Here is a 21555-nt window from a genome sequence, read left to right on the forward strand (position 1 = left end):
TAGACGAAAGAACGCCGCAAGCGGCTATAGACGAAAGACGAAAGGTAGTAGACAGTAGGCAGTAGACAGTGGTTAGTAGACAGGAATGCAAGTATCAAGAGTTCTTTCTTTCCTAACCACCAACCACTAACCACCAACCACAAGTATTATTATATTAGTTTTGTTCTATAGCTTGGTATATGTCAATGCATAACAAATTATCAAAGATTCTATTCTTATTTGCCTTGGCGGCGGGTGTTGCCTTTGCAGATCCTATTCCGACCGAGGCTTTAACTCAGAGTGGCCTTGTGATGCGTGACCGTCAACTCCGTGATATCGGTCTTGTGATGCGTGGTGGGCGAGGTGGTTTTATCGATATTGGCTACACTTACACGCCTTCGTCTGAACAGTTGCAACTCAAGAGCGAGTACGGTGTTCATGACGGTTTTGCGTTTAGGCACCATTACGGCATTTTCGGGAGCTGGGTGCTGGATTCCATTTCTCATTTGGGATTCCTCACTTGGTTTGACCGCGCGGGTTGGGATTCTCAGGACTTTTTCTTCTTCCCGCATTATGGCGATTTCGCGCATATTTCATCTTCGTTTACGTGGGGCTTTTCGTACACGAATACAAAATATGATGTTACGGCTGCGCTCGGCTTGCAACACCAGAATCTTGAACTTGCGAGCCATAAAGTTTATCCGAACGAATCGGATTCCTTGCTGTTCTACTGGGCTCATGCTCGTTACAAGAACGTGAGCTTGCAGGCGAGCTTCTATCGCAATACGTTCCAGACGATCCGCCTCTCGCTTGATTTGGAATCACGCTCGCTTTACGGCGGTGTTTCAAGCGGTTACAAGACGTTCTTGCCAAATTTGAACGCTACGATTTACAGGCGTAAAAAAGATGGCGGAGATGATAACTTTGTCCGTTTGAATTGGGAACAAAATCTTTATGAACAAGTTTTGTATGCTGATGTGACGTTTGATTTCCCGGATGACGGATTTCGTTCTGCGGCGTTGAAATTTTATCCGGTCCCGTCTCGTTTGTTTGCTTTTGAGGCATCCTGTTTGCGCCGTCATGAACGCGCTGGCGCTAAGGACTTGCTCTGGGGTGGTGCAATTGATCTCTTCTTTATCCGTTTGGGCTACAATACCGTGTTTGACTACGAGAATATGTTCCATGCCAGTGGAACGTTTATCGCAGAAGTCAAGGTGAATCTGGGCTCGATTGGCGGCAGGTTCTTTGGTCGCGGTGCGGCTCAGGCGGCTCCGATGGAAACGACAGACCGCAGGATTGATTTGAAAAAATCCTTGAAGGCTTTGTCTGAACAGCATAATTTGGGCAGCACGAAGGTTGATGCTCAAGGCAATAAGGTGATTGAAGCGAAGGGAATCCGCTACGAAAAAACAGGATCTTCGGGAACAACTTCTAACGAAGGAGGCTACTAATGAAATACTTGCGTATATTCCTTTGTCTGGTTGCACTTTCTCTCTCCGCTTGCATGAGCCATTTGTTTACGGATACGTCGACCAGGCTCCAGGTCGAAAACAAGACGGATGTCACGATTTTGGGGGTTGATATTATTTCTGAAGACGGAACGTCTGTGCAGCCGTGGATTCGCGATGCGATTGAACCGGGCGAAAAGAGCAAGGTTGTCGAAGAAGACTGGGTCGGAACGTTTAAGGTCCGCGTTCGCTTTGACAAGTGGAATGGTGAAACGTTAGTAAGCATAGCGAAGTTTTGTGCTACTTATAGCACGCCTATTAGAGTGTACAATACTTTAGCCAAACAAGGCGAACCGAATGTAATTGAAAAAAATATAAGCGGCTGCGGTTCGGAAGAAAACGTTCATATGATCTATACTGAAACGGACCTGGACTTTGATGGCGGCAGCCAGCACCTCATTGTCTCGCAAGACGAAGACGGGAATGTTGCTTTTAAGTTGAAGTAGAGTTTAGAACTTAGAGTTTAGAGCTTAGAACTTAGAACTTAGAACTTAGAACTTAGAACATTGCTCATCCCTCTAAGTTCTAAGAGCGAAGCGGGCTAAGTTCTGCCAACTAAGTTCCCCTGTCTACTTGTACTTTCACTATGTTCAAGTACCAAATGCTCGACTCGGTCATGCCAAAGCAAGCTTTGTCGCGACGCTCATCTTACGCATTTGTCCTACCGCCTATTCCCAACATCTTACTTTTTTCTTTCGTCTCTCGTCTCTCGTCTTTCGTCTAAGACTTAATAATTACTACATTTTGCTACAGTGCAGATAACTAAGTTAAAGATTTTTGGTTTTAAGTCCTTCGCGCAGAGAACGGAAATTAACTTCCCGACGAAGGGTCTTACGGCTGTCGTTGGGCCGAACGGCTGTGGCAAGTCCAATATTACAGACGCCATCCGCTGGGTGCTTGGCGAACAGAAAGCCGCCGCTTTGCGTATGGGGAAAATGCAAGACGTTATCTTTAGCGGTACTGAAGAACGCGCCGCCATGAGTCTTGCCGAAGTTTCTATCGTCATCGATAATAGCGATGGCACGCTTGCTTCTGATTATTCCGAAGTCATTGTGACGCGCCGCGTACACCGCGATGGTTCGGGCGAATACCTCATCAATAACCAGGAATGCCGTTTGCGTGATGTTCACGCCTTGCTCTTTGACTCGGGCCTTGGTTCCAGCACATATTCGCAGATGAACGCCGACATGATCAAGGCGGTTCTTTCGGACAAGGCGGACGACCGCCGAGTACTTTTCGAAGAAGCTGCAGGCGTGAGCAAGTACAAGCAGCAGCGCAAGGAAACGCGCCGCCAGCTCGAACGCGTGCAGATGGACATGGAACGTGTCGAAGACAACTTGCGCAGTGTGCGCCGTTCTGTCCGTCTCTATGAAACTCAGGCCGAAAAGGTCAATGCATACAAGAAATTAAATACGCGCCTCCGCGAACTTGATTTGTCTGTCAGTTTGGACAAGTTTGAGGACTACAAGGAAGGTCTCGCCACGCTTGATTCTACGACCAAGCGCATGAACCACGAAGTGGAATCTTCCAAGACGCAGGCGACAGAATTGCAGGCTAAGATTGAAGAAAAGAAGCTTGCGATTAGCGAAGACGAAAATACTTACCGCGATTTGGAACGCAATGTCCAGGCGGCAACGATTGCCTTAAACGACCTGAACAACAATATCATGCGTTTGCGCGATTCCATGGCGGCCCTTGAATCTTCGAACGAAAAGGCTCAGGGCGAAATTGAACGCAGCGAACAGAAGTCGCAGGAACTCTCCGAAGAAAAAGCTCGCCTCGAAGAAGAAATTGCCGTTCTCGGTAGCGAAAACGACATGGACGAGCTGAATGCGCTTTTGGAACGTGAACGCGAAACGCTGCAGGTCATGCGCGACAAGGTTGATGACTTGCGTACGCAGTCCCGTGAACTTTCGAATGCTCGTTTGCAGGCCACAAACCGCGTGAACTCCCTCCGCGGACGCTTCGAACGCATGGACGCCGAAGTCAACATGCTCCAGTCGAACATCGCGAAGTGGCAGACCGAAATCGAAGGTCTCGACAAGCAAAAGTCCGATGCCGAAGCGAACATCGCCGAAATCCAGGCGGGTATCGAAGACACGAATCGCGAAATCGAAAATCTCGAAGAACAGCGTGCCACGCGTGAAGAACGCTTGGAATCCGAACGTGCCGAACTCACCGAAGCGCAACAGAAATTGCAGGGCTTGAAGAATGAAGAAGCCCGTTTGCAGTCTAGAATTGACGTGCTTCAAAGCGTGATGAACGAGGGCTCGGATGCCAACCGTTACCTCAAGGAAAACAAGGCGAACCTCATTGGCGGTCTTGTTTCTGAACGCATCGAGGCAACGCCGGAATACGCATCGAGCGTCGAAGCTGCTCTCGGTGAAATTCTTGATTCTGTAGTCGTGAATGGCGACAGTGCCGTGAACGAAATTGTGGATGCGCTCAAGAGTGAAAACGTGGGCAAGGTGCTCATGTCGCTTGTTTCGAGTGCAGCCCCTGCTTACGACAAGCCGGTGAACAATCCGTGCGTTGTCGGTTCGCTCAAAGATTTTGTCAAGACGGACGACGAAGTTTCTCCGTGGCTTTCGGGAATTCTCTCTCGCTATTTTGTTGTAGATTCCTTGCAGACTGCGCTGAATCTGGCGAAGGAATACCGTGGTGAAAATTTGAATTTTGTCACCGCTGATACGATTGTGCGTACAAGCGGCCTTGTGTCGTTTGGCGTTTCGACGTCGGGGGCTCTCTCCCGCAAGAACGAAATTGCTGATGCCGAAGCGCTTTTGGAAAAAGTGCAAGGTGATATTTCTGCCGGCGAAGAAAATGTGGACCGCTTGCGTGAATTGACCGAAGAAGATACTCAGATGCTCTCGTCCTTGGTCGATGAAATCCGTGAAAAGCGCGATTCTCTGCGTGGTGGCGATGCTTCTATCCGCATCCACAGGAATACGGTTGAAAACTGCACCCGTCGCTTGACCCAGTTGAATGGCGATGTGACGAACGCGCAGAACAGAATTGAAGCGGCTGCGCAGTCCAAGAACAGCGATGCGGAACTTGCCGAAGCCGAAGCTGAAGTCGAAAAGGTTGAAGAACGTTACCAGACGATTTCGGACCAGCTCGGTGAAAACGAGACGATGCTTCGCGAAAAAGAAGAAGATGTCCGTGAACTCGAACGCAGTGCGCAAGACAAGACTTCTCGCTTAAAGCAGAACCAGAACCGCGTGGTCGCTATTGCCGACCAGATGGAATTTTTGGACAACACGATTCGCAACCGCCGTGAAGAAATCGAAAAGAATACGGTTTCGATTGAAAAGTTTGAGACGGATTGCAACAAGCTCGCTGACGAAGCGCAAGTGAAGGATAATGCGCTCCGCGAACTTGAACGCAATCGCGACCTCGCTCGTGAACGCTATGACCTCGTGAGCGGTGATTTGGAAGGCTGGCGTGACGAAGTGAACCGCCTCCGCGATGACATGATTGAAAAGATGAAGGAACTGAATGACGTCGGCCGTCGTCAGGAATCCCTTCAGAACAATCTCGACCGCCTCCGCGAACGCATCACGAATGAATGGTCTGTCGATCTTGACAATCCCGAAAATGTCGAACGTGTGGAATACACGCAGCCAGAAGCCGACCGCGAAATCCGTGAACTCCGCGGCAAAATCAAGGAACTGGGCCCGATTAACATCAACGTGATGGAAGATTACGAAGACGAAAAGAAGCGCCTCGAAGAAGTCGAAAAACAGTTCGACGACCTCGATCGCGCCCGTGCATCGCTCGACCGCACCATTACAAAGCTTGACGACATTGCCCGCCAGCGCTACCTGGATACGTTTGCACGCATCCAGAAGAACTTCCAGTTCGTGTTCAGCAAGCTGTTCCTCAATGGCGAAACGAAGATGAACCTCGTGGAACGCGTGGACGAAATGGGCAAGCCGATGGACATTCTCGACGCCGACATCGAAATCAACGTCCGCCCGACCGGTAAGAAGATGCGCGGCATCAAGGCTCTTTCCGGTGGTGAACACGCGCTTACGGCAACGGCGCTTTTGTTCGCTATTTACATGGAAAAGCCGTCTCCGTACTGCGTGCTGGACGAAGTCGACGGTCCGCTTGATGATGCTAACGTCGGTCGCTTTATGGCGCTCCTTCGTGAATTCAGTAAGCAGACCTTGTTCATCGTCGTGACGCATAACAAGCGTACCATGGCCGAAGCCGATATGCTCTACGGTGTGACGCAGGAAATCAAGGGTATTTCCCGCATCGCTAGCGTGCAGCTCGCCGACGCAACTAAGTTTGCTATATAGACCGCTCGGCTCTATCGCTGATGGAAAAAATCCCTCTTCGCCTCGCTCTCGCCACCACGGCACGTTTGCTCAGTGCCGCTTGTGGCTCACGATGGCAGTGTCATCCTGAGCGAAGATGCGTAGCATCGTAGTCGAAGGATCCAGTAAAGTTTTATGATTCTCTCGTCTTTCGTCTCTCGTCTATCATCTCTAAAAGGTTTCGCTCTCGCGGCTGCGTCCGCCATTTGCTACGGCACCAATCCGCTGGGCGCGTTGCATTTGTACACCCAGAATTACTCGCCGGAGACGGTCCTCTTTTACCGTTTTTTCACGGCGGCGATTCTCCTTTTTGTGGTAATTCTCGCGAAAGGTTCGCATTTTAAAATCTCGTTCCGCGAGTTCCGTGCGCTTGTCGCGTTCGGATTCCTCTTTGCGGTAAGTTCGCTTACGTACTACGCATCCTTCAAGTACATGGACGCAGGGCTTGCATCCACGCTATTGTTCCTTTATCCGCTCGAAGTCTCGGTGCTCATGGCCATTTTCTTCAAGGAACGTATAAAGGCTTGGACAATCGCTTCTATCGCGGTCTCGATGGCGGGCGTGGCGCTCTTGTATCGCGGCGGCGATGGCTCGACGCTAAGCACGGTGGGGTGCCTGCTGGTGTTTTTGTCGTCCATAAGCTATGCCATTTACATGGTGATGGCAAACCGCATCAACCTCCAGATGGGTTCTGTGAAGATGACTTTTTACGCCATCTGCTTTTGCTTGTGTTTTTTGTTGCTTTATTCCGTGACGCTTGGCTCTGGCCTCCCGCCGCTCTTTACGCAGGCAAGTTCGTGGGGTTGGGGCTTTATGCTGGGCCTTGTGCCGACGGTGCTCTCACTCATCTTCATGGTCAAGGCTGTGAAAATTATCGGCTCCACGCCCACGGCAATTCTCGGTGCTTTGGAACCCGTGACTGCCGTGACCATTGGCGTAATGGTCTTTGGAGAAACGCTAACGACTCGCATTATTGCGGGTATCGCCTTGATTCTCGGTTCTACCATGCTGGTGGCTGTGAAAAAGTAGAATAGTCGCACCGTAGGTGCCAAACTAAAATCTACTGACTAATGACTATTGACTAGTGACCTATTACAAACAACTAAGTTCTATATAATACATTCTGACTTTTTTTGGTGTAGTTTTCCACGTCTACTCCCGTTTTCCTGCATTTTTGCTCTCGTTTTTCTGTAATCATTTTATAGTTTTATTTACATGAAAAATTTAGTCCAAACTCTTTTGCTTTCTTCGGTGGCGGCGTTGTTCGCATCGTGCAATAGCTCAACATCTGGTCCGGAATCATTTCGGGAACCGATAAGTTACACTCCGGATGGCAAATGTACGATTGATATGTTAAAGTACAAAACTCAGGAACAGTTGGACTCGTTGCGTACTTTTTGTGATACCATTTTTGTTCATAGTGTCTTGAATGTTTATAAGGACACTGTTTACGACGATACTTTGATTACAGGCAATGAAAAGTACACCAGCTTTATTTATTTTGATCGTTATACGGAAAAATACGATACACTTACTAAGCAAAGTGCTGCAAAAAGTGGGACTTCAGGCCCATGCGGTAGAGTTCCTGTTTATTGCAATCTTGATTCCTCTGATACGCAAAAGACGTTTAGTTGCGAAATTTCCAGTGTGTGTTATATGTATAATCAGACAGATAATCTTGCAACGAGTTCTGCCGAGGTTGCTGTCGTTCGTTTAGATCCTGTATTAATAACGAATGAGCCACTGTGTTCTCAACCGGGGTATCGCTGTGTGCGTGATACTGTTTTCCATGATGTTCTTCATAAAACATATCGAACAATTGCTCGTGACACAACATTCTTGAATTATGGTCCAAGAGCTTGGACGGATTATGTTCCTGCCATCAATGCGCCCGCATTTGATACGGTTACGTTCCGCAATGCGCTGGATACGCTTGACACGCAAAAGCCAATCTTTGGAATAGATACTTTGTTCTCAGGATATACCATTACGGTGGATGGGTTGCCGGACTGGGCATCGAATAATACTAAATGTACGACGGTAGATTCTTCACGTATCTGTATTTATCAAGATATTCTTCGTCCAATATCAATGCTTACGACTTATCCAACGCTTTACAATAAAAAGCCATTCTATCTTTGGAATAATCTTGAATCGCCTTTGGAAAAAGACACTTTGATTACATGGAAATTGAGATATAGATATTCCGGTGGTCATAATTTTGAAGGAAATCGCGACTCGTTAGAAATAACTACGCTCTTTAAGGGAATTTAGACTTTGGTCGTTGGTTAATAGTCAATGGTTTTATAACCGCGCCATTGGCGCCAAACTAAAATCTACTGACTAAAGACTAATGACTAATAACTAAATTGTTATATTAGCAGCATGCTAAGTACATGTTCAATTTGCAAAAAGGAATTTAATGACAAGGTGGGGATGTCCCCGATGGAAAGTAACCTTGCCATCCGTTATCGCAATAAAATCGGCAATATTTGCCCCGATTGTCAGGCCGAAATCCGCAAGACCAAGCAGGGGCGGTGGCGCCTTTTCTTCTGGAATGTGAAGGTGGCTCTCTATTGCTTGCGATTCCTTGCGCTTTTTGCGCTCCCGTTTATTGCACTCGTTGTTGTTCTCGCTTTGTATGTATTGTAACTTGAACTTACTTATAGCTATTATTACCACTCAATAGTTGTTTATCATTCGAGAAATGTTCTGGAAATATGGGAATGGAGGCTGTTCAGCTATTGCGAAATAAACTAAACATGAATAAGCCACAATTACAAAAAAGGACTAGGAAATAGGAATGAAAAAAACAATAAATGTTATGAATCTTGTCGTTGCAACAATGATTTTTATGTGGATGGAAAGTCAAGATTTTTTTGTTCATTTTCTTGATGTCCCTTATATGTATGGACAAGTTGAATTGTTGTATCTTATTATTCTTAATTTGGTATTGTTAAATGTTTTTGAATTATCGCCTAAAATTTCGCTTGTATGCTCTGTTTTGATTATGTTGCTATTTCCGTTTACTGGAGGTCGATTCCGAGTTGACGGATGTAGTTACTATCTAGTTGTTGAAAAAATAATATGGAATATTATCGGCGTTCGTTTTGTGCTTCCAAGTGATTTGACTTATTTTATTGCCTATAGTTTGGTTCCTACTATTATCTATAGCATGTATTTACTTCTGTTCATTTTTGGTGCTGTTGCTGTATTTAGGAAAATGAAGGCTAAAGCTTAATCCACATCTGGGTTTAATACGATTCGTTGGTGTAATCTGCCTATTGATGTTGTGTCAAACATCTAAAATAGTTGCCATGAGAATATTTATATTTATTTTATTTCTTCTTGTGTTGCTAGGATGCTCACAAAGTGATGACGAAGCTCCAATTCAGATTGAAAACGCAAATTATATATTTGGTGTTGGAAAAAGGAGAACATCTTATTTAGAGGTATCAAATAAGTGTATTATTGTTGAAATTGATTTTCCAGAATTTAATCTATGCAAACAATAATTCTATATTAACCTTATGCCTTGCGTTTCGTTACAGAGAGTGCCCCAGAAATTTCAGGAGGAATCTTCTGATTTGGAAATGTCGTAATTAAAGTGGGAAATTTTTGCAATTGAGAGGATGCTTACAAAATGAAGTTGTGGAATAAATTGCTGAAAGTTTTTATTTTGTTTTCAGTGCTTAGTCTTTTGGGGTGTTTAAAAGATCAAAACATGCAAACAAAAGAAATTATAATTTTAAATTACAGAATAATTCCCCTAGATGTTTTTGTAAAAAACGAGGATTCTATTTCTGTATTGGGGTATAGATTTTCAGACCTAGATGGTTATGCTTTTGTTCCTGTGACATTAAATTCTAATGATGATGGAAAAACTTGGAATTTGAAAGTATTTCCTGATGCAAAAAATATGCCTCGTTTTTTTCGGTACTCAAAGTATATTTTTTTATATAATTATGAGAAAGAAAAAACAAAAGCTTCTGTTTATATATCAGAGGATTCTGGGAATTCATGGAACTTGTTTGGAGAACAGGAACTACTCAATAGTGAAATGCCGATATTTGGCAATCTAGATGAAAAAAATCCTGAAGTTCATCAGATTAATAAAGTTATAGCTGATGATTCTTGGTATGTTGAGGAAAAACCTTTATATACAAATTTTATAGTTCGTAAAGGAAATCCTGCTTTTACATCACAAGTTGGGCGCATTAATCGTTTTGATGGCTCGTCCACTATTATTGATGTGAAACAAGATCTTCATTCTACATTGATGTTTTATGATGAAGAGAATTATTGGATTTTAGGAAAAATATATCGTTCGGAACCTCGAAAAGCGAGCATAGTTCTTCTTAAATCTAATGGAAATCATGTTGAAAAGATTGGTGAATGGCGTAATTTGTCAGGCTCTAAGCATGCCTCAGATTCTCCAAAAGCAATTTTGGTGACGGATGAAATAATTGCATTTGCTGTTACGGGACCATTTTTGTCAGGTCCGACCGTATTAAGATATAGCATAGATAAAGGCTCTCATTGGGAAGAAATAGAACTGCCTACATCAGAAACCGTGCAACTTTCTTATGATGATATAAATAAGAAGTTAGTTGTAGCGCTTGCGGATCAGCTTTATTTCCGATATATTGAAATAGCTATAGGGAGCATATTGATGAGATAGACTAATCGTATGAATTGGATTCTAGGAAAATAATATGTTCAGATTTATAATGAAATATTCATGTTTGACCGAAATTAGACTTACGAAATTTGGCAAAATGATTTTTGCTGTCGGTTGCCTGTTTCCTATTGGAATTGCGATTCTTGTTCCGTTGCTTCTTTTATGCGGAATGAAGGTTAGGGAAATAGATGAAAGATGGATTAATGAAGGTGTTTCAGATGTATTTGAAAAAAAGTCTTTTTCATATGATAAAGTAATTGTGTTTGCCAATGAAGTGACAATAAAGGATCATGCAAAGCAATACTCCATTATCGGATACTTGGGAAAACAACGGCGGGTAAGTTTGAATACAAACGATGACGGTAAAACCTGGACGTTGACAGGTGCTGACACGGCAGTGTATTTTAATGAAAAAAAAGATGAATGGAATAATTTTGGCGATGCCGTTTTAGGAGGAAAGTTTGGAGAAATATACGTGAGTAAACAAGATTCTTTTTCAAACGAAAAAACGATTATATTAGAAGAATTGAATGGTCCCAGTTCAAATTTGTCCGGCTATTGTCAAAGATGGGGAAAAATGTATGCCCAAAATAGCAACGACTGGGTTGTTTGTGGATATGATGATGCGCCATCGTCAATCCATGAAGTTCGTATTATACATAGATCAGAAGGTGTATTTAAACTCCATACATCTTTTCCAAATAAATGGCACTTTTTTCGTTTAGAATATATGAAGCCATCGGATTTCTTTGTTAAAGGAAATCTAATGATTGGAATTTTTAGATTTCATATAGGAACAGGAACTTTACTTCACTATCTATATTATAGCGTTAATGGGGGAGAAACATGGGAAAATGAAAAAATACCAGTTTTTTCACACGAACGCTTGTTGGTGACAAAAGATTCAATTGTTGTTCTCGGAATAACGGAAATACACGATGAAAAAAGGGCGAATGTCACCATTCTCTCAATGCCGATACCGAAAGAATAATCCTATATTAAAATTATGTCCTACTGAAAGATGAATCCTTCATTAATTATATATGCCCTATTAACCCTCCTTCTCGCGGCATGCTCCAGCGAGGATGGGCCTGTGAAAACGGCCTGTTCTGTGGCTCGTTAAAAAGGTGCCAAAAATTCTGCATGGACCCAAAAGACAGTTCGTATGTGATGCTTACAGGATACCAAATTTTTAAAGGTAATCCAAAAAAGGAATTTAAAGAGTTTTTTCAGTTTGATTTTGAAGAATACGATGGCGGGATTACTTGGGTTAGTTCCGAAAATATTGCATGTACAGAAAGTGGTTATTCTATTGAAATGATAGTGGGGTTTCTCAGGGAGACAGTTTACACAATAGATATTGATCGAGACGGAAATGTATCTTCGTCCCCAAAAATTAAAGGATGCTTGCAGCTTTACGATATGGAATCTCATAAGCTGAAAAAAGTGGGGGACCACTGCAATGAGGTTTATTCTTCTTTTCCCAGGGATGAATTCTATCGATTTGTGCACAATAGAACATCAGTTCAAGATTAATATTTAATTTTTAGCGTATGGTGGAATAACTAGTTTTTCTATTATACAGGTAGGATTGTAGAGTAAATCATAACGTCGGATTGCTTACCAAAAGAAAGGTCTCCAATAACTATGCGATTACTTATAATATTGACTTTGCTACTTTGTGTCCTTGCAAATTCTCGATCCTATACAGTATTTGCATTAAACGATGAATCTCGTTATTTCCGTCAGGATTCCGCCTTGATTGTTTCTTCAAAATTTATAGAAATAAAAACTCCTTTTGAAAAATCTATCATGGATAGAATTTTTTATGGAAAGACGCCTGTTCTTATAGATACGCTATCTAAGTTTGTAGAAAAAAAAGAATATGGACGATTGTTTGCTGATGGAAAGAACGTTTCGAGTCTATTTTATATTGATTCTATTTCTCTGGTTTATGATATAGGGGATTCATGCGAACAAGAGGATGGTTTCTGTACTGATTACGAAACTTTTATTGGAATTGACGGAAGTTTGGTTTATGTCCAGACAGGGGACTTTATTAAACGTTCCGATCATCCGTATGATTGCGGTGATTTCTTAAAAAAAATATCGGCGCAATATTTTCTTGTGAAATCTGATTTTTATTACAAAAAGTTTTATAATGAAGATTTTCTAATTACGAATAAGAAAATGAAATCTCGTCGAGGTTTCAGTTGCAGGGGCTGGGTCGGTTTCCCTTTGAATGAGTTTGGAAAAGAAGAGATTGATTTTTTGAAAAAACTTGAGAAAACGCCATGATGAAAAGAATAGTCTTGCTTCTACTGTTTTGCTTTTTTTCTGTTTTTGCAGAAGGTAAAAATATTCAATGCGGGTTTATACCTTGTCAAATCAAGGATGCCGAGGCAATCTCTTTTTGGTGGAATCGAATTGCTTTTTCTAGAATCTCACAAGAATATGTGTTTGGCAGGTATTTCGAAGCCATCTTTGATACGTTTATACGGACCGATTTTGATACTGAAAGTATAGAAAGTTTTCGATCTATAGACCATAAGTTTATTCACACGATAACAAAAAGTTGGTCGAGTCCTCTCGAGTTGGACGAAGTCAAAAAATCAAAAGACAAAAAATTTATTTTACGGCAACCTGTAGCAGAATGGTCTCAGTTATATATTTTGTCAAAGGAAGTAAAAGAAATTGAGCAATTTTTGAAAAAAGTTGTTTCTGAACACGAAATTTTGAATGCGGATTCTCTTATGCGGGATTTTGTCAAAAAAAGGCCCGCATATGTCAAAAAAGCAGTGAGGTCGGAAGAAGAATTTTACGCAAAAATTCTACAGTATTTGGATTCGGCTAAAACATTGGATGGTTTATCGAAAAAAATTTCTCCTCCAAAGATAAATACTCGAGATGGATTGTTGGTGGTTAATAACGAGCTTTTGAAAATGGCTGTATTGGGTTCTGATTCCTTGGATGTGGATTCCTTGTTTCGCTATGTTAGCATGATACCTCCAAACAAGGGTTCAACGGCTTGCATTGATTATCTGATGAAGCTTAATTCGAAATTTTTGTTTGTCAAATTTGGGAGAGATCCCTTGTCTTGTGATGATTCAAAGCCCTGGATAGCCATCAGTAAAAAAGCCCTTACACCGGAAGAAAGAGCATTTTTAGATGGCATTGTGAAAGTACCTTTAGCACCGTTGAACGAAACAGGAAAACTCATCATTCGTAAGAATTTGTAATATTTTTTAACTGCTTACGGTTGAAAAAATAGTCCTATATTAACTCTATGCCCTGCGTTTCATTACAGAGAAAACCCAAAAAATTTCAGGAGGAATCTTCTGATTTAGAAACGCAGCTGCTTGAGTTGGTGGTTGGCTTTATTTGTCAACCATTGAAAAATTTTTTTGCGAAACTTTTTGTATATATTACTAAAGGTCACCTTTAAAAATAGTTTGGTTCCTATGCTCCTAGAAAAAATCAAGTCCCCTGCCGACGTGAAAGCGTTGGACATCAAGAGTCTCGAACAGCTTGCCGCCGAAATGCGCACAGCACTCCTTAAAAAGCTTTCTAAGCGTGGCGGTCACGTGGCGCCGAACCTCGGATTTGTAGAAGGGACGATTGCGCTCCACTACGTTTTCGATTCTCCGAGGGACAAGATTGTCTATGACGTGAGCCACCAGAGCTACAGCCACAAGATGCTCACGGGTCGTGCCCAGGCATTCTTGGAAGAATCGCATTATGGCGATGTGACGGGCTATAGCGAACCGACCGAAAGTGAACACGATTTTTTCATGGTGGGGCATACCTCTACGTCGGTGAGCCTTGCGCTTGGCCTTGCAACTGCGCGCGATGTGTTGCGTGAATCGGGCAATGTGATTGCTGTAATTGGTGACGGTTCCTTGAGCGGTGGCGAAGCGTTTGAAGGTCTTGATAATGCTGGCGAATACGCTACGAATTTTATCGTTGTGGTGAACGATAACGAAATGTCCATTGCCGAAAACCACGGTGGTCTTTACAAGTCTTTGGCGGAACTCCGCACGACTGCGGGCAAGTCCGAAAACAATTACTTTAAGTCGCTTGGCTTTGATTACAAGTATCTTGAACAAGGTAATGATATCGCTTCGCTCATTGAAATTTTCAAGTCCGTGAAAAATTCGACGCGCCCGGTCGTGGTGCATCTGCATACGCAAAAAGGCCGTGGCTATTCCTATGCCGAACAGAACCGCGAAGGCTGGCATTGGGCGGCTCCGTTCAATATCGAAACTAGCGAAATCAACTGGGGTAGTGGCGAAAATTACGGTGAAATTCTCGGCCTTTACCTCATGGCAAAAATCAAGAGTGATCCGAAGGTTGTCGTGATCCATTCTGCTGTTCCGGCGGGAATAGGCTTCTATGAAGCTCGACGTAAAGAGGCTGGCAAGCAGTACATAGATGTGGGTATCGCTGAAGAACATGCGGTGGCTCTTGCATCCGGGCTTGCAAAGGGTGGCGCTAAGCCGATTTATAGTACGCATGGAACATTCATCCAGCGTACGTACGACCAGCTTTCGCAAGACTTGTGCGCGAACAATAATCCCGCTACGATTCTCGTGACGATGTCTGGTGCCGATGGCATGAACGATACGACGCACCTCTGCATCTTTGATATCCCGATGCTTTCGAACATCCCGAATTTGGTTTATCTTTGCCCGACATGCGTCGAAGAATTCAAGACGATGGCGGACTGGGCGATTGACCAGACGGAACATCCGGTGGCGATTCGCGTGCCGAACGCTGTACATCACCGCAGCGATATTTTCGAGAAGGATTACTCCAGACTCAACAAGTTTAAGGTCGTGCATCGTGGCGAGCGTGTGGCATTGATCGGTCTTGGCGATTTCTACCAGCGGGCCGCAGCTGTGGCGCTTGAACTGCGTCGCGAAGGCATTGATGCAACGCTTGTGAATCCGCGTTATGCAAGCGGTGTGGATAAGGACTTGCTTTTGGAACTTGCAAAGACTCACGATGTGTTTGTCACGCTCGAAAATGGCGTGATCGAGGGTGGTTTTGGTCAAAAAGTTGCGACAGCTCTTGGTGATACTTGCGCGAAGGTGCTTGTGCGCGGGCTTTCCAAGGAGTTCTACGACAAGGTGAGCTTTGCGGATCTCTGTGAGAAAAATCACTTGAATCCATCGCAGGTCGCAAAAGACGTGATGCAGCTCCTATCGTAATGACCGAGCGTCGCTAATTTTAGTATTATGTAGCTCATGAAAAAAGTTAAAATAATCGTCATGATTATTCCGCTGGTGCTTTTCTTTATTGCATCGGCGGTTTATGTGTATTTTGCGAATGCCGAAGCGATGCACGATGTGATATTGGATAGCACGTCAAAAATTGATGTGGATCCCGATATTATTGAAAAGTCCCTGTCTAAAGTGCAAGTGGACATGGAACTCGGCGAGCCTTTTAAAGTTTACCCGATTGAAACGAGCCCCGATAGCGAGGTAGTTTTCCGCTCGACGTTGATTGAGTATCCGTTTGGGAGTTCTCCGCGTGCGGATTCGCAGAATAACGTGAGCTTGCGTGGTATCATCTTGTACGTGCATGGCTACAACGACTATTATTTCCAGAAGGAACTTGCCGAAAAGGCGGACTCTGCGGGCTTTGCATTCTTTGCGATTGATTTGCACTATTGCGGACGCTCGTATGTGGATGGTGACCCGCGTGGTGACATGCGTAATATCAAGGAGTTTTACGCCGAACTTGATGTCGCTGTAGAACTCAGCAAAAAAATTGCAGTGGACGATTACGAAGAGGCGGAACGCGTTCCGTTTGTGATTGTGGCGCATTCCCAGGGTGGTTTGATTTCGTCGCTTTACGTGAATGACCGCAATGATGAACATTTTGCAGCGCTTGTGCTCAATAGCCCGTTCTTGGATATGAACTTTAATTGGTTCCTGCGTAAGATCGGCCTTCCGATTCTTGCGGATTTGTCGATATTCCTGCCGGATTTTTCCGTCGGTTCTACGGGAAATCCCAACTATGCCTACTCCCTTTTGAAACATGAAAAGGGCGAATGGGAGTACAACGAAAATTTGAAGAGTGAATCGCGCCCGACGCAATATTTAGGCTGGCTCCGTGCGATTATGAATGGTCAAAAGCGTGTTCACTCCAAGCTTGATATTAAGTCTCCGGTGCTTGTGATGAATAGCGATTGCACTGCAGATGGCGACGAATGGACGGACGATTACATGCATTGCGATGGCGTATTGAACGTGGAACATATTCAGGAATGGGCTCCGAATTTGGGCGAAAAGGTGACGACGCGTACAATTCCCGATGGCTTGCACGACTTGTTCCTCTCTCGCAAGGATGTTCGCGATAAGGCTTACCAAGAAGCGTTTAGCTTTATCGATGCCCATGTGAAATAAGTTATCTTTTACTTTGTATTTTTAAGGAGTTTTTAAATGAATAAGTTATTGGCTATTTCTTTCTGTGCAATGTTACTTACGACGGCTTGCAATTCTTCTGAAGAACCGAAGCCGCAGGCTGTTGCTAAAAAGGTCGAGGCAGTTCAGCCCGCCGCAGCTGTTGTTGAACAGAAAGTAGCTCCGATTACGACTGTGGATTGGCAGAAGGCTTTTGAAATGCATAAGGCTGGTGCAGTCCTTATTGACGTGCGTACTCCGGCCGAAGTGGCAAAGGGTATGGCCGCTGCAACTGCAATCAACATTCCGCTTCAGGAAATGCCGCAGCGCTTGAGCGAATTCCCGAAGGATAAGGACTTGCTGATTTACTGCCGCAGTGGCAAGCGTAGCATGGCCGCTTCCAAGTTCCTCGTTGAAAACGGTTACACCCGTGTGTTCAACGTCGAAGGTGGCATCCTCGCTCTCCCGCCGCAGAATTAATTTTTTTGAATGACTCCAGAAATCACAAACTTCATGCAGTTTGCCTTAGAGCAAGCTTTCTTTGCGATTGGCGAGAGCCGCCCGAATCCGGCGGTCGGTGCCGTAGTCGTCAAAGATGGAATTGTCGTGGGGAAGGGGCGCACGCAGCGTCCTGGGAGTGCTCATGCCGAAGTCATGGCATTACGCGATGCGGGAGAACTCGCTCGCGGAGCCTCTATTTTTGTGACTCTGGAACCGTGTTGCCATTACGGTCGCACGCCGCCTTGCACCAAGGCGATTATTGAAGCGGGAATTCAGAAAGTCTATTTTGCACATTCCGACCCGAATCCTGTGGTGCATGGGAAATCTCGCAAGATTCTTGAAGAGGCGGGTGTTGAAGTTCACGAGGGCGTGGACGCTTGCATTCTCGCTTGCGTCGAGGATTGCTCGAACGGTGAATCTTGTACGGAATGCCGCGTCTTTGAGTTTACGAGCTCGTTGCCGTTGGATAAAGCTTCTCGTGAAGCCGAAGGTCTAGCGGTCTTTGCCGAAGTGGAACGCTATTTTGAAGCGTATGATTATTTTGTAAGCACCAAGCGCACCTTTGTGGAAGTCAAGTCTGCTGTTTCTCAGGATGGCTTTATGGGCTGCGTGGATAAGGCGGGGAACCATTTGCCGCTAGCAATTACAAAACAAGGCGCAAACTGTTGGAATCATGAACTCCGTGCGATGAGTGATGCTGTTCTTGTTGGTGCGGGCACGCTCCTTGCCGATAACCCGGGCCTTGACGTGCGTTATGCCGCAGGCAACAATCCTGTGAAAATCGTCTGGGCGGGGCATCACGAATTTACTGCTGATGAAATTTCGCGTTTGAAAATTTTCAGTGCTAGTGATGCTAAGCCTATCGTGTTTTCGTGCGTGGCGCAACCGAAATTGCTGAACGTTGCGGAGTGCGTTATACTCTTAAACGATTCTTTTGCCGAAAACTGGCGTGCGATGGTTGATGATTTGTCTGCTCGTGGAATGCACCGCCTGATGGTTGAACCCGGCGCTGGCCTTGCCCGTGAACTGTTCAATGGCGCGGCAGTCGCGCAGTCGCAAAATGCGCAGCCTTTATGGAACCGCCTTGATCTTTGGCGCTCCACCGATTCTTCTGTTGATATTGCCCTTGAAAATCTCATCGAGTCTGGCGCCGTCAAGGCTGGCCTTGAATACCCCGAATTGCCCGCTAACATCGTTGCCAAAGAATCCGCCGTCATCGGCCCCGATGTCTTGACCGTGTATTATCCGGGGTAGTGTATGAAGTTTCTCGCAGCCCTAATTTTATTCCTTGTGGCTTGCGCATTTTCTGATAATACGCAATACGAATGGACTGATGAAAATGGCTGTTCGTATTGCCTTTATGGACGTATAGAAAATGGGAAATGCGTGCATCCCGCAAAGGAAAGTTGGGGTGGTTATTCTTCCTTTTTTTATTTATTGAAAACTAGAAAAATAGAAAATAATTTTTTCGTGGTTGATTATCCTTTCAGCCCGAAGTTCCATGTCTATTGTGAAAATGAAGCCGATTATTGCAAGACGATAAACGATTCTATGGCTAAAAAGTTGATGCCGTCTTTGAAGGATCGAAAATCCTTGTGTAATGAACAACGTAAAAAGACTGAAAATACGGGCATGTTTTACGATATGCCTATACCTCGTGAAGATGTAGAGTTCCGCTGCGATTTTGTGAAGTTTAATAATAAAAAATCATTCCTTGAAGTTTTGGATACTGGAATTTGCCCAGTTCGTGCGAATGCAGGCTTAATGGGGAGCCAGCGTACAAAGACTTTTTTATGGGGTAATTTTAATGTGGTAAAGAGAAAGGGTGAGTTTTGGATAGATGATGATCAACTCTTTCTTCAATCAACTGATCGTCAACAGCGTCAAATAAAAAAATTTGTTGTTAGGAAAGCCTTTTTTACCCTCGGCGAATGTTCCCTTTCAAATTGCGAAATTCTGAATTATGTCGGAGAACAACTTCAGGATTTCGATATCAAATGCAACTTTATTAAAAAGAAGGATAACGAGGGGAATGTGACAGTCCTTGCAGAGGGCGTTTGCCCCATAGAAATCTTGGATAAGGACGGCAAAAAGCAGGTATATCGAGTACGCTCCGTTAAAGACGGTGACTCCTATAAACTGATAATGACCAATAAGCAAAAATAATCCGCCTTTTACCCCTATCAATAACCTGCACTTTCCTTCCTACTGTCTACTTTTCTATATGGCACTCCTTTGGAGTGCATATAGTGCGGCTCGGCCATGCCAACGCAATACTTGTGTTGGCGCGGCGCTCGCCTTTTTCTATATTTGCCCGCGTATGTTTACGGGTATAATTCAAGCAACCGGCGAAATCATTTCCCTCGAAAATAGGGGAGACGCGCTTACCATGCGCATGAAGTCGCCGGGATTCTTCAAAAACAGCAAACTGGGCGACAGCATTGCCAATAACGGCGTGTGCCTCTCCGTTGAAAACTGTACCGATGACGAAGCAACGTTCTGTCTCATGCACCAGACCGTCGTGAATACGTCCTTCCAGCAGGCAAAAGTCGGGGATCTCGTGAATCTCGAGTATCCTTGTCGCGCCGATAGCTTTATGGGCGGTCACTTTGTGATGGGGCATGTGGACTGCACTACCGAAGTCTTGCGCGTTACTCCGCGCGAAACGGGCGTGGAAGTCGATTTGGCTCTGCCAGCTGACTTGCGTCGCTATGTCATCCGTCGTGGATCCATCACCTTAAACGGTATTAGCCTTACGGTGGCCGAAAAAGGGGAGGATTACATCCGCGTCTGCATTATCCCCGAGACCTTAGCCCGCACGAATCTCAGGAACTGGGTGCCTGGCACCGTGGTGAATGTGGAAGTCGATATGCTCGGCAAATATATTGAAAACTATCTAAAGGAACGTGACCTTGCTTAATACGATTGAAGAGGCCATTGAAGATTTCAAGAACGGTAAGTTCTTGGTCGTGGTTGATGACGAAGACCGTGAAAATGAGGGCGATTTCATTATCGCCGCCGAAAAGATTACACCGGAAAAGGTGAACTTCATGCTCCACGAGGGGCGTGGCGTGCTTTGCTGCCCGCTTCCGATTTCTCGCTGCCGCGAATTGAATCTCACGCGTCAGACTGCCGAAAACACTTCCATGCTCGGCACTCCGTTCACTGTCATGGTCGATAAGCTCGAAGGATGCACCACGGGTGTTTCTGCCCACGACCGTGCCGCAACGATCCAGGCTCTCGCCGATCCGAATTCCAAGCCCTCTGACTTTGGCCGTCCGGGTCACATTTCTCCGCTTTACGCCCAGGAAGAAGGCGTTTTGCGCCGTGCAGGCCACACCGAAGCCGCTGTGGACCTCGCCAAGCTCGCTGGTCTCCGCCCGGCTGCCGCCCTCATCGAAATCATGAACGAAGACGGTACGATGGCTCGTATGCCGCAGCTCCAGGAAGTCGCCAAGAAGTTCGACCTCAAGATTATCTCCATCCGCGACTTGATTGACTACCGCCTGAAAACGGAAAAGCTTGTGCAGCGCGTGGCCGCTCCGCACGTTTCGACCAAGTACGGCGATTTCACGGCTTATGCCTACCGCAGCAAGACCGATGGCGTCGAACATGTGGCCTGGGTTGCCGGTAATCCGGACTTCAGTAAGCCGGTTTATGTGCGTGTCCACAGCGAATGCCTCACGGGCGATATCTTTGGTAGCCTCCGTTGCGATTGCGGGGACCAGCTTGCCGCAGCCATGAAGTTCATTGGCGAACATGGCGGCGTGTTCCTCTACATGCGCGGTCAGGAAGGCCGTGGCATTGGTCTTTGCAACAAGCTCCGCGCGTACGAATTGCAAGAAAAGGGTATGGACACGGTCGAGGCGAACCTCCACCTTGGGTTCAAGTCCGACTTGCGTCAGTACGGTACGGGCGCCCAGATTTTGGCAGACCTCGGCGTGAAGGAAATGCGACTCCTCACGAACAATCCGAGCAAGATTTCTGGCATTTCCGCTTACGGTCTCAAGATTGTGGAACGCGTGCCTATCGAAATCAAGCCCAACAACATCAACCGTTTTTACCTGCGCACCAAGAAAGAAAAGATGGGCCACGAGCTCCATCTCGACAATGCAGATCATGGCGCAGCCGAAGTTTTAGATGAAGGAAAATAA

General features: G+C 45.1%; 19 protein-coding genes. All 19 read left to right on the forward strand.

From position 1 onward, the window contains the following. Positions 1-185 precede the first annotated feature (185 nt). The 19 genes from FSU_RS15630 (at position 186) to FSU_RS15720 (ending at position 21555) form a co-directional block, all read left to right on the forward strand. On the forward strand, positions 186-1430 hold the full coding sequence (locus FSU_RS15630) for a hypothetical protein (protein ID WP_015732393.1): 1245 nt from the start codon (positions 186-188) through the stop codon (positions 1428-1430). Further along, positions 1430-1933: a hypothetical protein gene (locus tag FSU_RS15635; RefSeq protein WP_014547312.1), complete on the forward strand. Its 504-nt coding sequence runs from the start codon at positions 1430-1432 to the stop codon at positions 1931-1933. The genes FSU_RS15630 and FSU_RS15635 overlap by 1 nt, the downstream gene beginning before the upstream one ends. A 306-nt stretch (positions 1934-2239) precedes the next feature. After that, complete coding sequence (gene smc / locus FSU_RS15640) at positions 2240-5794, forward strand: chromosome segregation protein SMC (RefSeq protein WP_014547313.1); 3555 nt, start codon at positions 2240-2242, stop codon at positions 5792-5794. A 153-nt stretch (positions 5795-5947) separates the two neighbouring features. Then, on the forward strand, positions 5948-6841 hold the full coding sequence (locus FSU_RS15645; protein ID WP_014547314.1) for a DMT family transporter: 894 nt from the start codon (positions 5948-5950) through the stop codon (positions 6839-6841). A 321-nt stretch (positions 6842-7162) separates the two neighbouring features. Then, on the forward strand, positions 7163-8086 hold the full coding sequence (locus FSU_RS15650; protein ID WP_244263673.1) for a hypothetical protein: 924 nt from the start codon (positions 7163-7165) through the stop codon (positions 8084-8086). A gap of 111 nt (positions 8087-8197) precedes the next feature. Then, positions 8198-8464 carry a hypothetical protein gene (locus tag FSU_RS15655; RefSeq protein WP_155808819.1) on the forward strand — a complete coding sequence of 89 codons (267 nt, stop codon included), beginning with the start codon at positions 8198-8200 and terminating at the stop codon, positions 8462-8464. 151 nt (positions 8465-8615) lie between these two features. Then, a complete protein-coding gene (locus FSU_RS15660; protein WP_014547316.1) occupies positions 8616-9053 on the forward strand; it encodes a hypothetical protein in 438 nt (145 codons plus the stop codon). Between the two features lie 402 nt (positions 9054-9455). Continuing rightward, positions 9456-10493, forward strand: coding sequence for a hypothetical protein (locus FSU_RS15665; protein ID WP_014547317.1), 1038 nt, complete (start codon positions 9456-9458; stop codon positions 10491-10493). Positions 10494-10527: 34 nt separating this feature from the next. Beyond that, positions 10528-11484, forward strand: a complete 957-nt coding sequence (locus tag FSU_RS15670) for a hypothetical protein (RefSeq protein WP_014547318.1) — start codon at positions 10528-10530, stop codon at positions 11482-11484. A gap of 152 nt (positions 11485-11636) precedes the next feature. Further along, a complete protein-coding gene (locus FSU_RS15675) occupies positions 11637-12029 on the forward strand; it encodes a hypothetical protein (RefSeq protein ID WP_041260290.1) in 393 nt (130 codons plus the stop codon). A 111-nt stretch (positions 12030-12140) separates the two neighbouring features. Further along, on the forward strand, positions 12141-12791 hold the full coding sequence (locus tag FSU_RS15680; RefSeq protein WP_015732396.1) for a hypothetical protein: 651 nt from the start codon (positions 12141-12143) through the stop codon (positions 12789-12791). Then, positions 12788-13732, forward strand: a complete 945-nt coding sequence (locus FSU_RS15685; protein WP_014547319.1) for a hypothetical protein — start codon at positions 12788-12790, stop codon at positions 13730-13732. The genes FSU_RS15680 and FSU_RS15685 overlap by 4 nt, the downstream gene beginning before the upstream one ends. 222 nt (positions 13733-13954) lie before the next feature. Beyond that, on the forward strand, positions 13955-15703 hold the full coding sequence (locus tag FSU_RS15690) for a 1-deoxy-D-xylulose-5-phosphate synthase (RefSeq protein ID WP_014547321.1): 1749 nt from the start codon (positions 13955-13957) through the stop codon (positions 15701-15703). 36 nt (positions 15704-15739) lie between these two features. Then, positions 15740-16903 (forward strand): alpha/beta hydrolase, encoded by a 1164-nt coding sequence (locus FSU_RS15695; RefSeq protein ID WP_015732397.1) that lies wholly within the window; start codon positions 15740-15742, stop codon positions 16901-16903. A 36-nt stretch (positions 16904-16939) separates the two neighbouring features. Then, complete coding sequence (locus tag FSU_RS16610; RefSeq protein ID WP_014547323.1) at positions 16940-17380, forward strand: rhodanese-like domain-containing protein; 441 nt, start codon at positions 16940-16942, stop codon at positions 17378-17380. Positions 17381-17389: 9 nt separating this feature from the next. Next, positions 17390-18655, forward strand: coding sequence for a bifunctional diaminohydroxyphosphoribosylaminopyrimidine deaminase/5-amino-6-(5-phosphoribosylamino)uracil reductase RibD (gene ribD, locus FSU_RS15705; RefSeq protein WP_014547324.1), 1266 nt, complete (start codon positions 17390-17392; stop codon positions 18653-18655). Between the two features lie 3 nt (positions 18656-18658). After that, complete coding sequence (locus FSU_RS15710; protein WP_014547325.1) at positions 18659-19567, forward strand: hypothetical protein; 909 nt, start codon at positions 18659-18661, stop codon at positions 19565-19567. Between the two features lie 154 nt (positions 19568-19721). After that, positions 19722-20321 (forward strand): riboflavin synthase, encoded by a 600-nt coding sequence (locus FSU_RS15715; protein ID WP_014547326.1) that lies wholly within the window; start codon positions 19722-19724, stop codon positions 20319-20321. Further along, complete coding sequence (locus tag FSU_RS15720) at positions 20308-21555, forward strand: bifunctional 3,4-dihydroxy-2-butanone-4-phosphate synthase/GTP cyclohydrolase II (protein ID WP_014547327.1); 1248 nt, start codon at positions 20308-20310, stop codon at positions 21553-21555. Before FSU_RS15715 ends, FSU_RS15720 begins: the two co-directional genes overlap by 14 nt.

It is taken from the genome of Fibrobacter succinogenes subsp. succinogenes S85, from assembly GCF_000146505.1.
GTDB lineage: Bacteria > Fibrobacterota > Fibrobacteria > Fibrobacterales > Fibrobacteraceae > Fibrobacter > Fibrobacter succinogenes.

Excerpts from the sequence above, each read along its gene's own strand:
- FSU_RS15630 (WP_015732393.1), top strand. The coding sequence starts at position 186 with ATGCATAACAAATTATCAAAGATTCTATTCTTATTTGCCTTGGCGGCG.
- FSU_RS15660 (WP_014547316.1), top strand. The coding sequence starts at position 8,616 with ATGAAAAAAACAATAAATGTTATGAATCTTGTCGTTGCAACAATGATT.
- FSU_RS16610 (WP_014547323.1), top strand. The coding sequence starts at position 16,940 with ATGAATAAGTTATTGGCTATTTCTTTCTGTGCAATGTTACTTACGACG.
- FSU_RS15690 (WP_014547321.1), top strand. The coding sequence starts at position 13,955 with ATGCTCCTAGAAAAAATCAAGTCCCCTGCCGACGTGAAAGCGTTGGAC.
- FSU_RS15655 (WP_155808819.1), top strand. The coding sequence starts at position 8,198 with ATGCTAAGTACATGTTCAATTTGCAAAAAGGAATTTAATGACAAGGTG.
- FSU_RS15670 (WP_014547318.1), top strand. The coding sequence starts at position 10,528 with ATGTTCAGATTTATAATGAAATATTCATGTTTGACCGAAATTAGACTT.
- FSU_RS15665 (WP_014547317.1), top strand. The coding sequence starts at position 9,456 with ATGAAGTTGTGGAATAAATTGCTGAAAGTTTTTATTTTGTTTTCAGTG.
- FSU_RS15715 (WP_014547326.1), top strand. The coding sequence starts at position 19,722 with ATGTTTACGGGTATAATTCAAGCAACCGGCGAAATCATTTCCCTCGAA.
- FSU_RS15685 (WP_014547319.1), top strand. The coding sequence starts at position 12,788 with ATGATGAAAAGAATAGTCTTGCTTCTACTGTTTTGCTTTTTTTCTGTT.
- FSU_RS15710 (WP_014547325.1), top strand. The coding sequence starts at position 18,659 with ATGAAGTTTCTCGCAGCCCTAATTTTATTCCTTGTGGCTTGCGCATTT.
- FSU_RS15675 (WP_041260290.1), top strand. The coding sequence starts at position 11,637 with ATGGACCCAAAAGACAGTTCGTATGTGATGCTTACAGGATACCAAATT.
- ribD (WP_014547324.1), top strand. The coding sequence starts at position 17,390 with ATGACTCCAGAAATCACAAACTTCATGCAGTTTGCCTTAGAGCAAGCT.
- FSU_RS15645 (WP_014547314.1), top strand. The coding sequence starts at position 5,948 with ATGATTCTCTCGTCTTTCGTCTCTCGTCTATCATCTCTAAAAGGTTTC.
- FSU_RS15695 (WP_015732397.1), top strand. The coding sequence starts at position 15,740 with ATGAAAAAAGTTAAAATAATCGTCATGATTATTCCGCTGGTGCTTTTC.
- FSU_RS15635 (WP_014547312.1), top strand. The coding sequence starts at position 1,430 with ATGAAATACTTGCGTATATTCCTTTGTCTGGTTGCACTTTCTCTCTCC.
- FSU_RS15680 (WP_015732396.1), top strand. The coding sequence starts at position 12,141 with ATGCGATTACTTATAATATTGACTTTGCTACTTTGTGTCCTTGCAAAT.
- FSU_RS15650 (WP_244263673.1), top strand. The coding sequence starts at position 7,163 with ATGTTAAAGTACAAAACTCAGGAACAGTTGGACTCGTTGCGTACTTTT.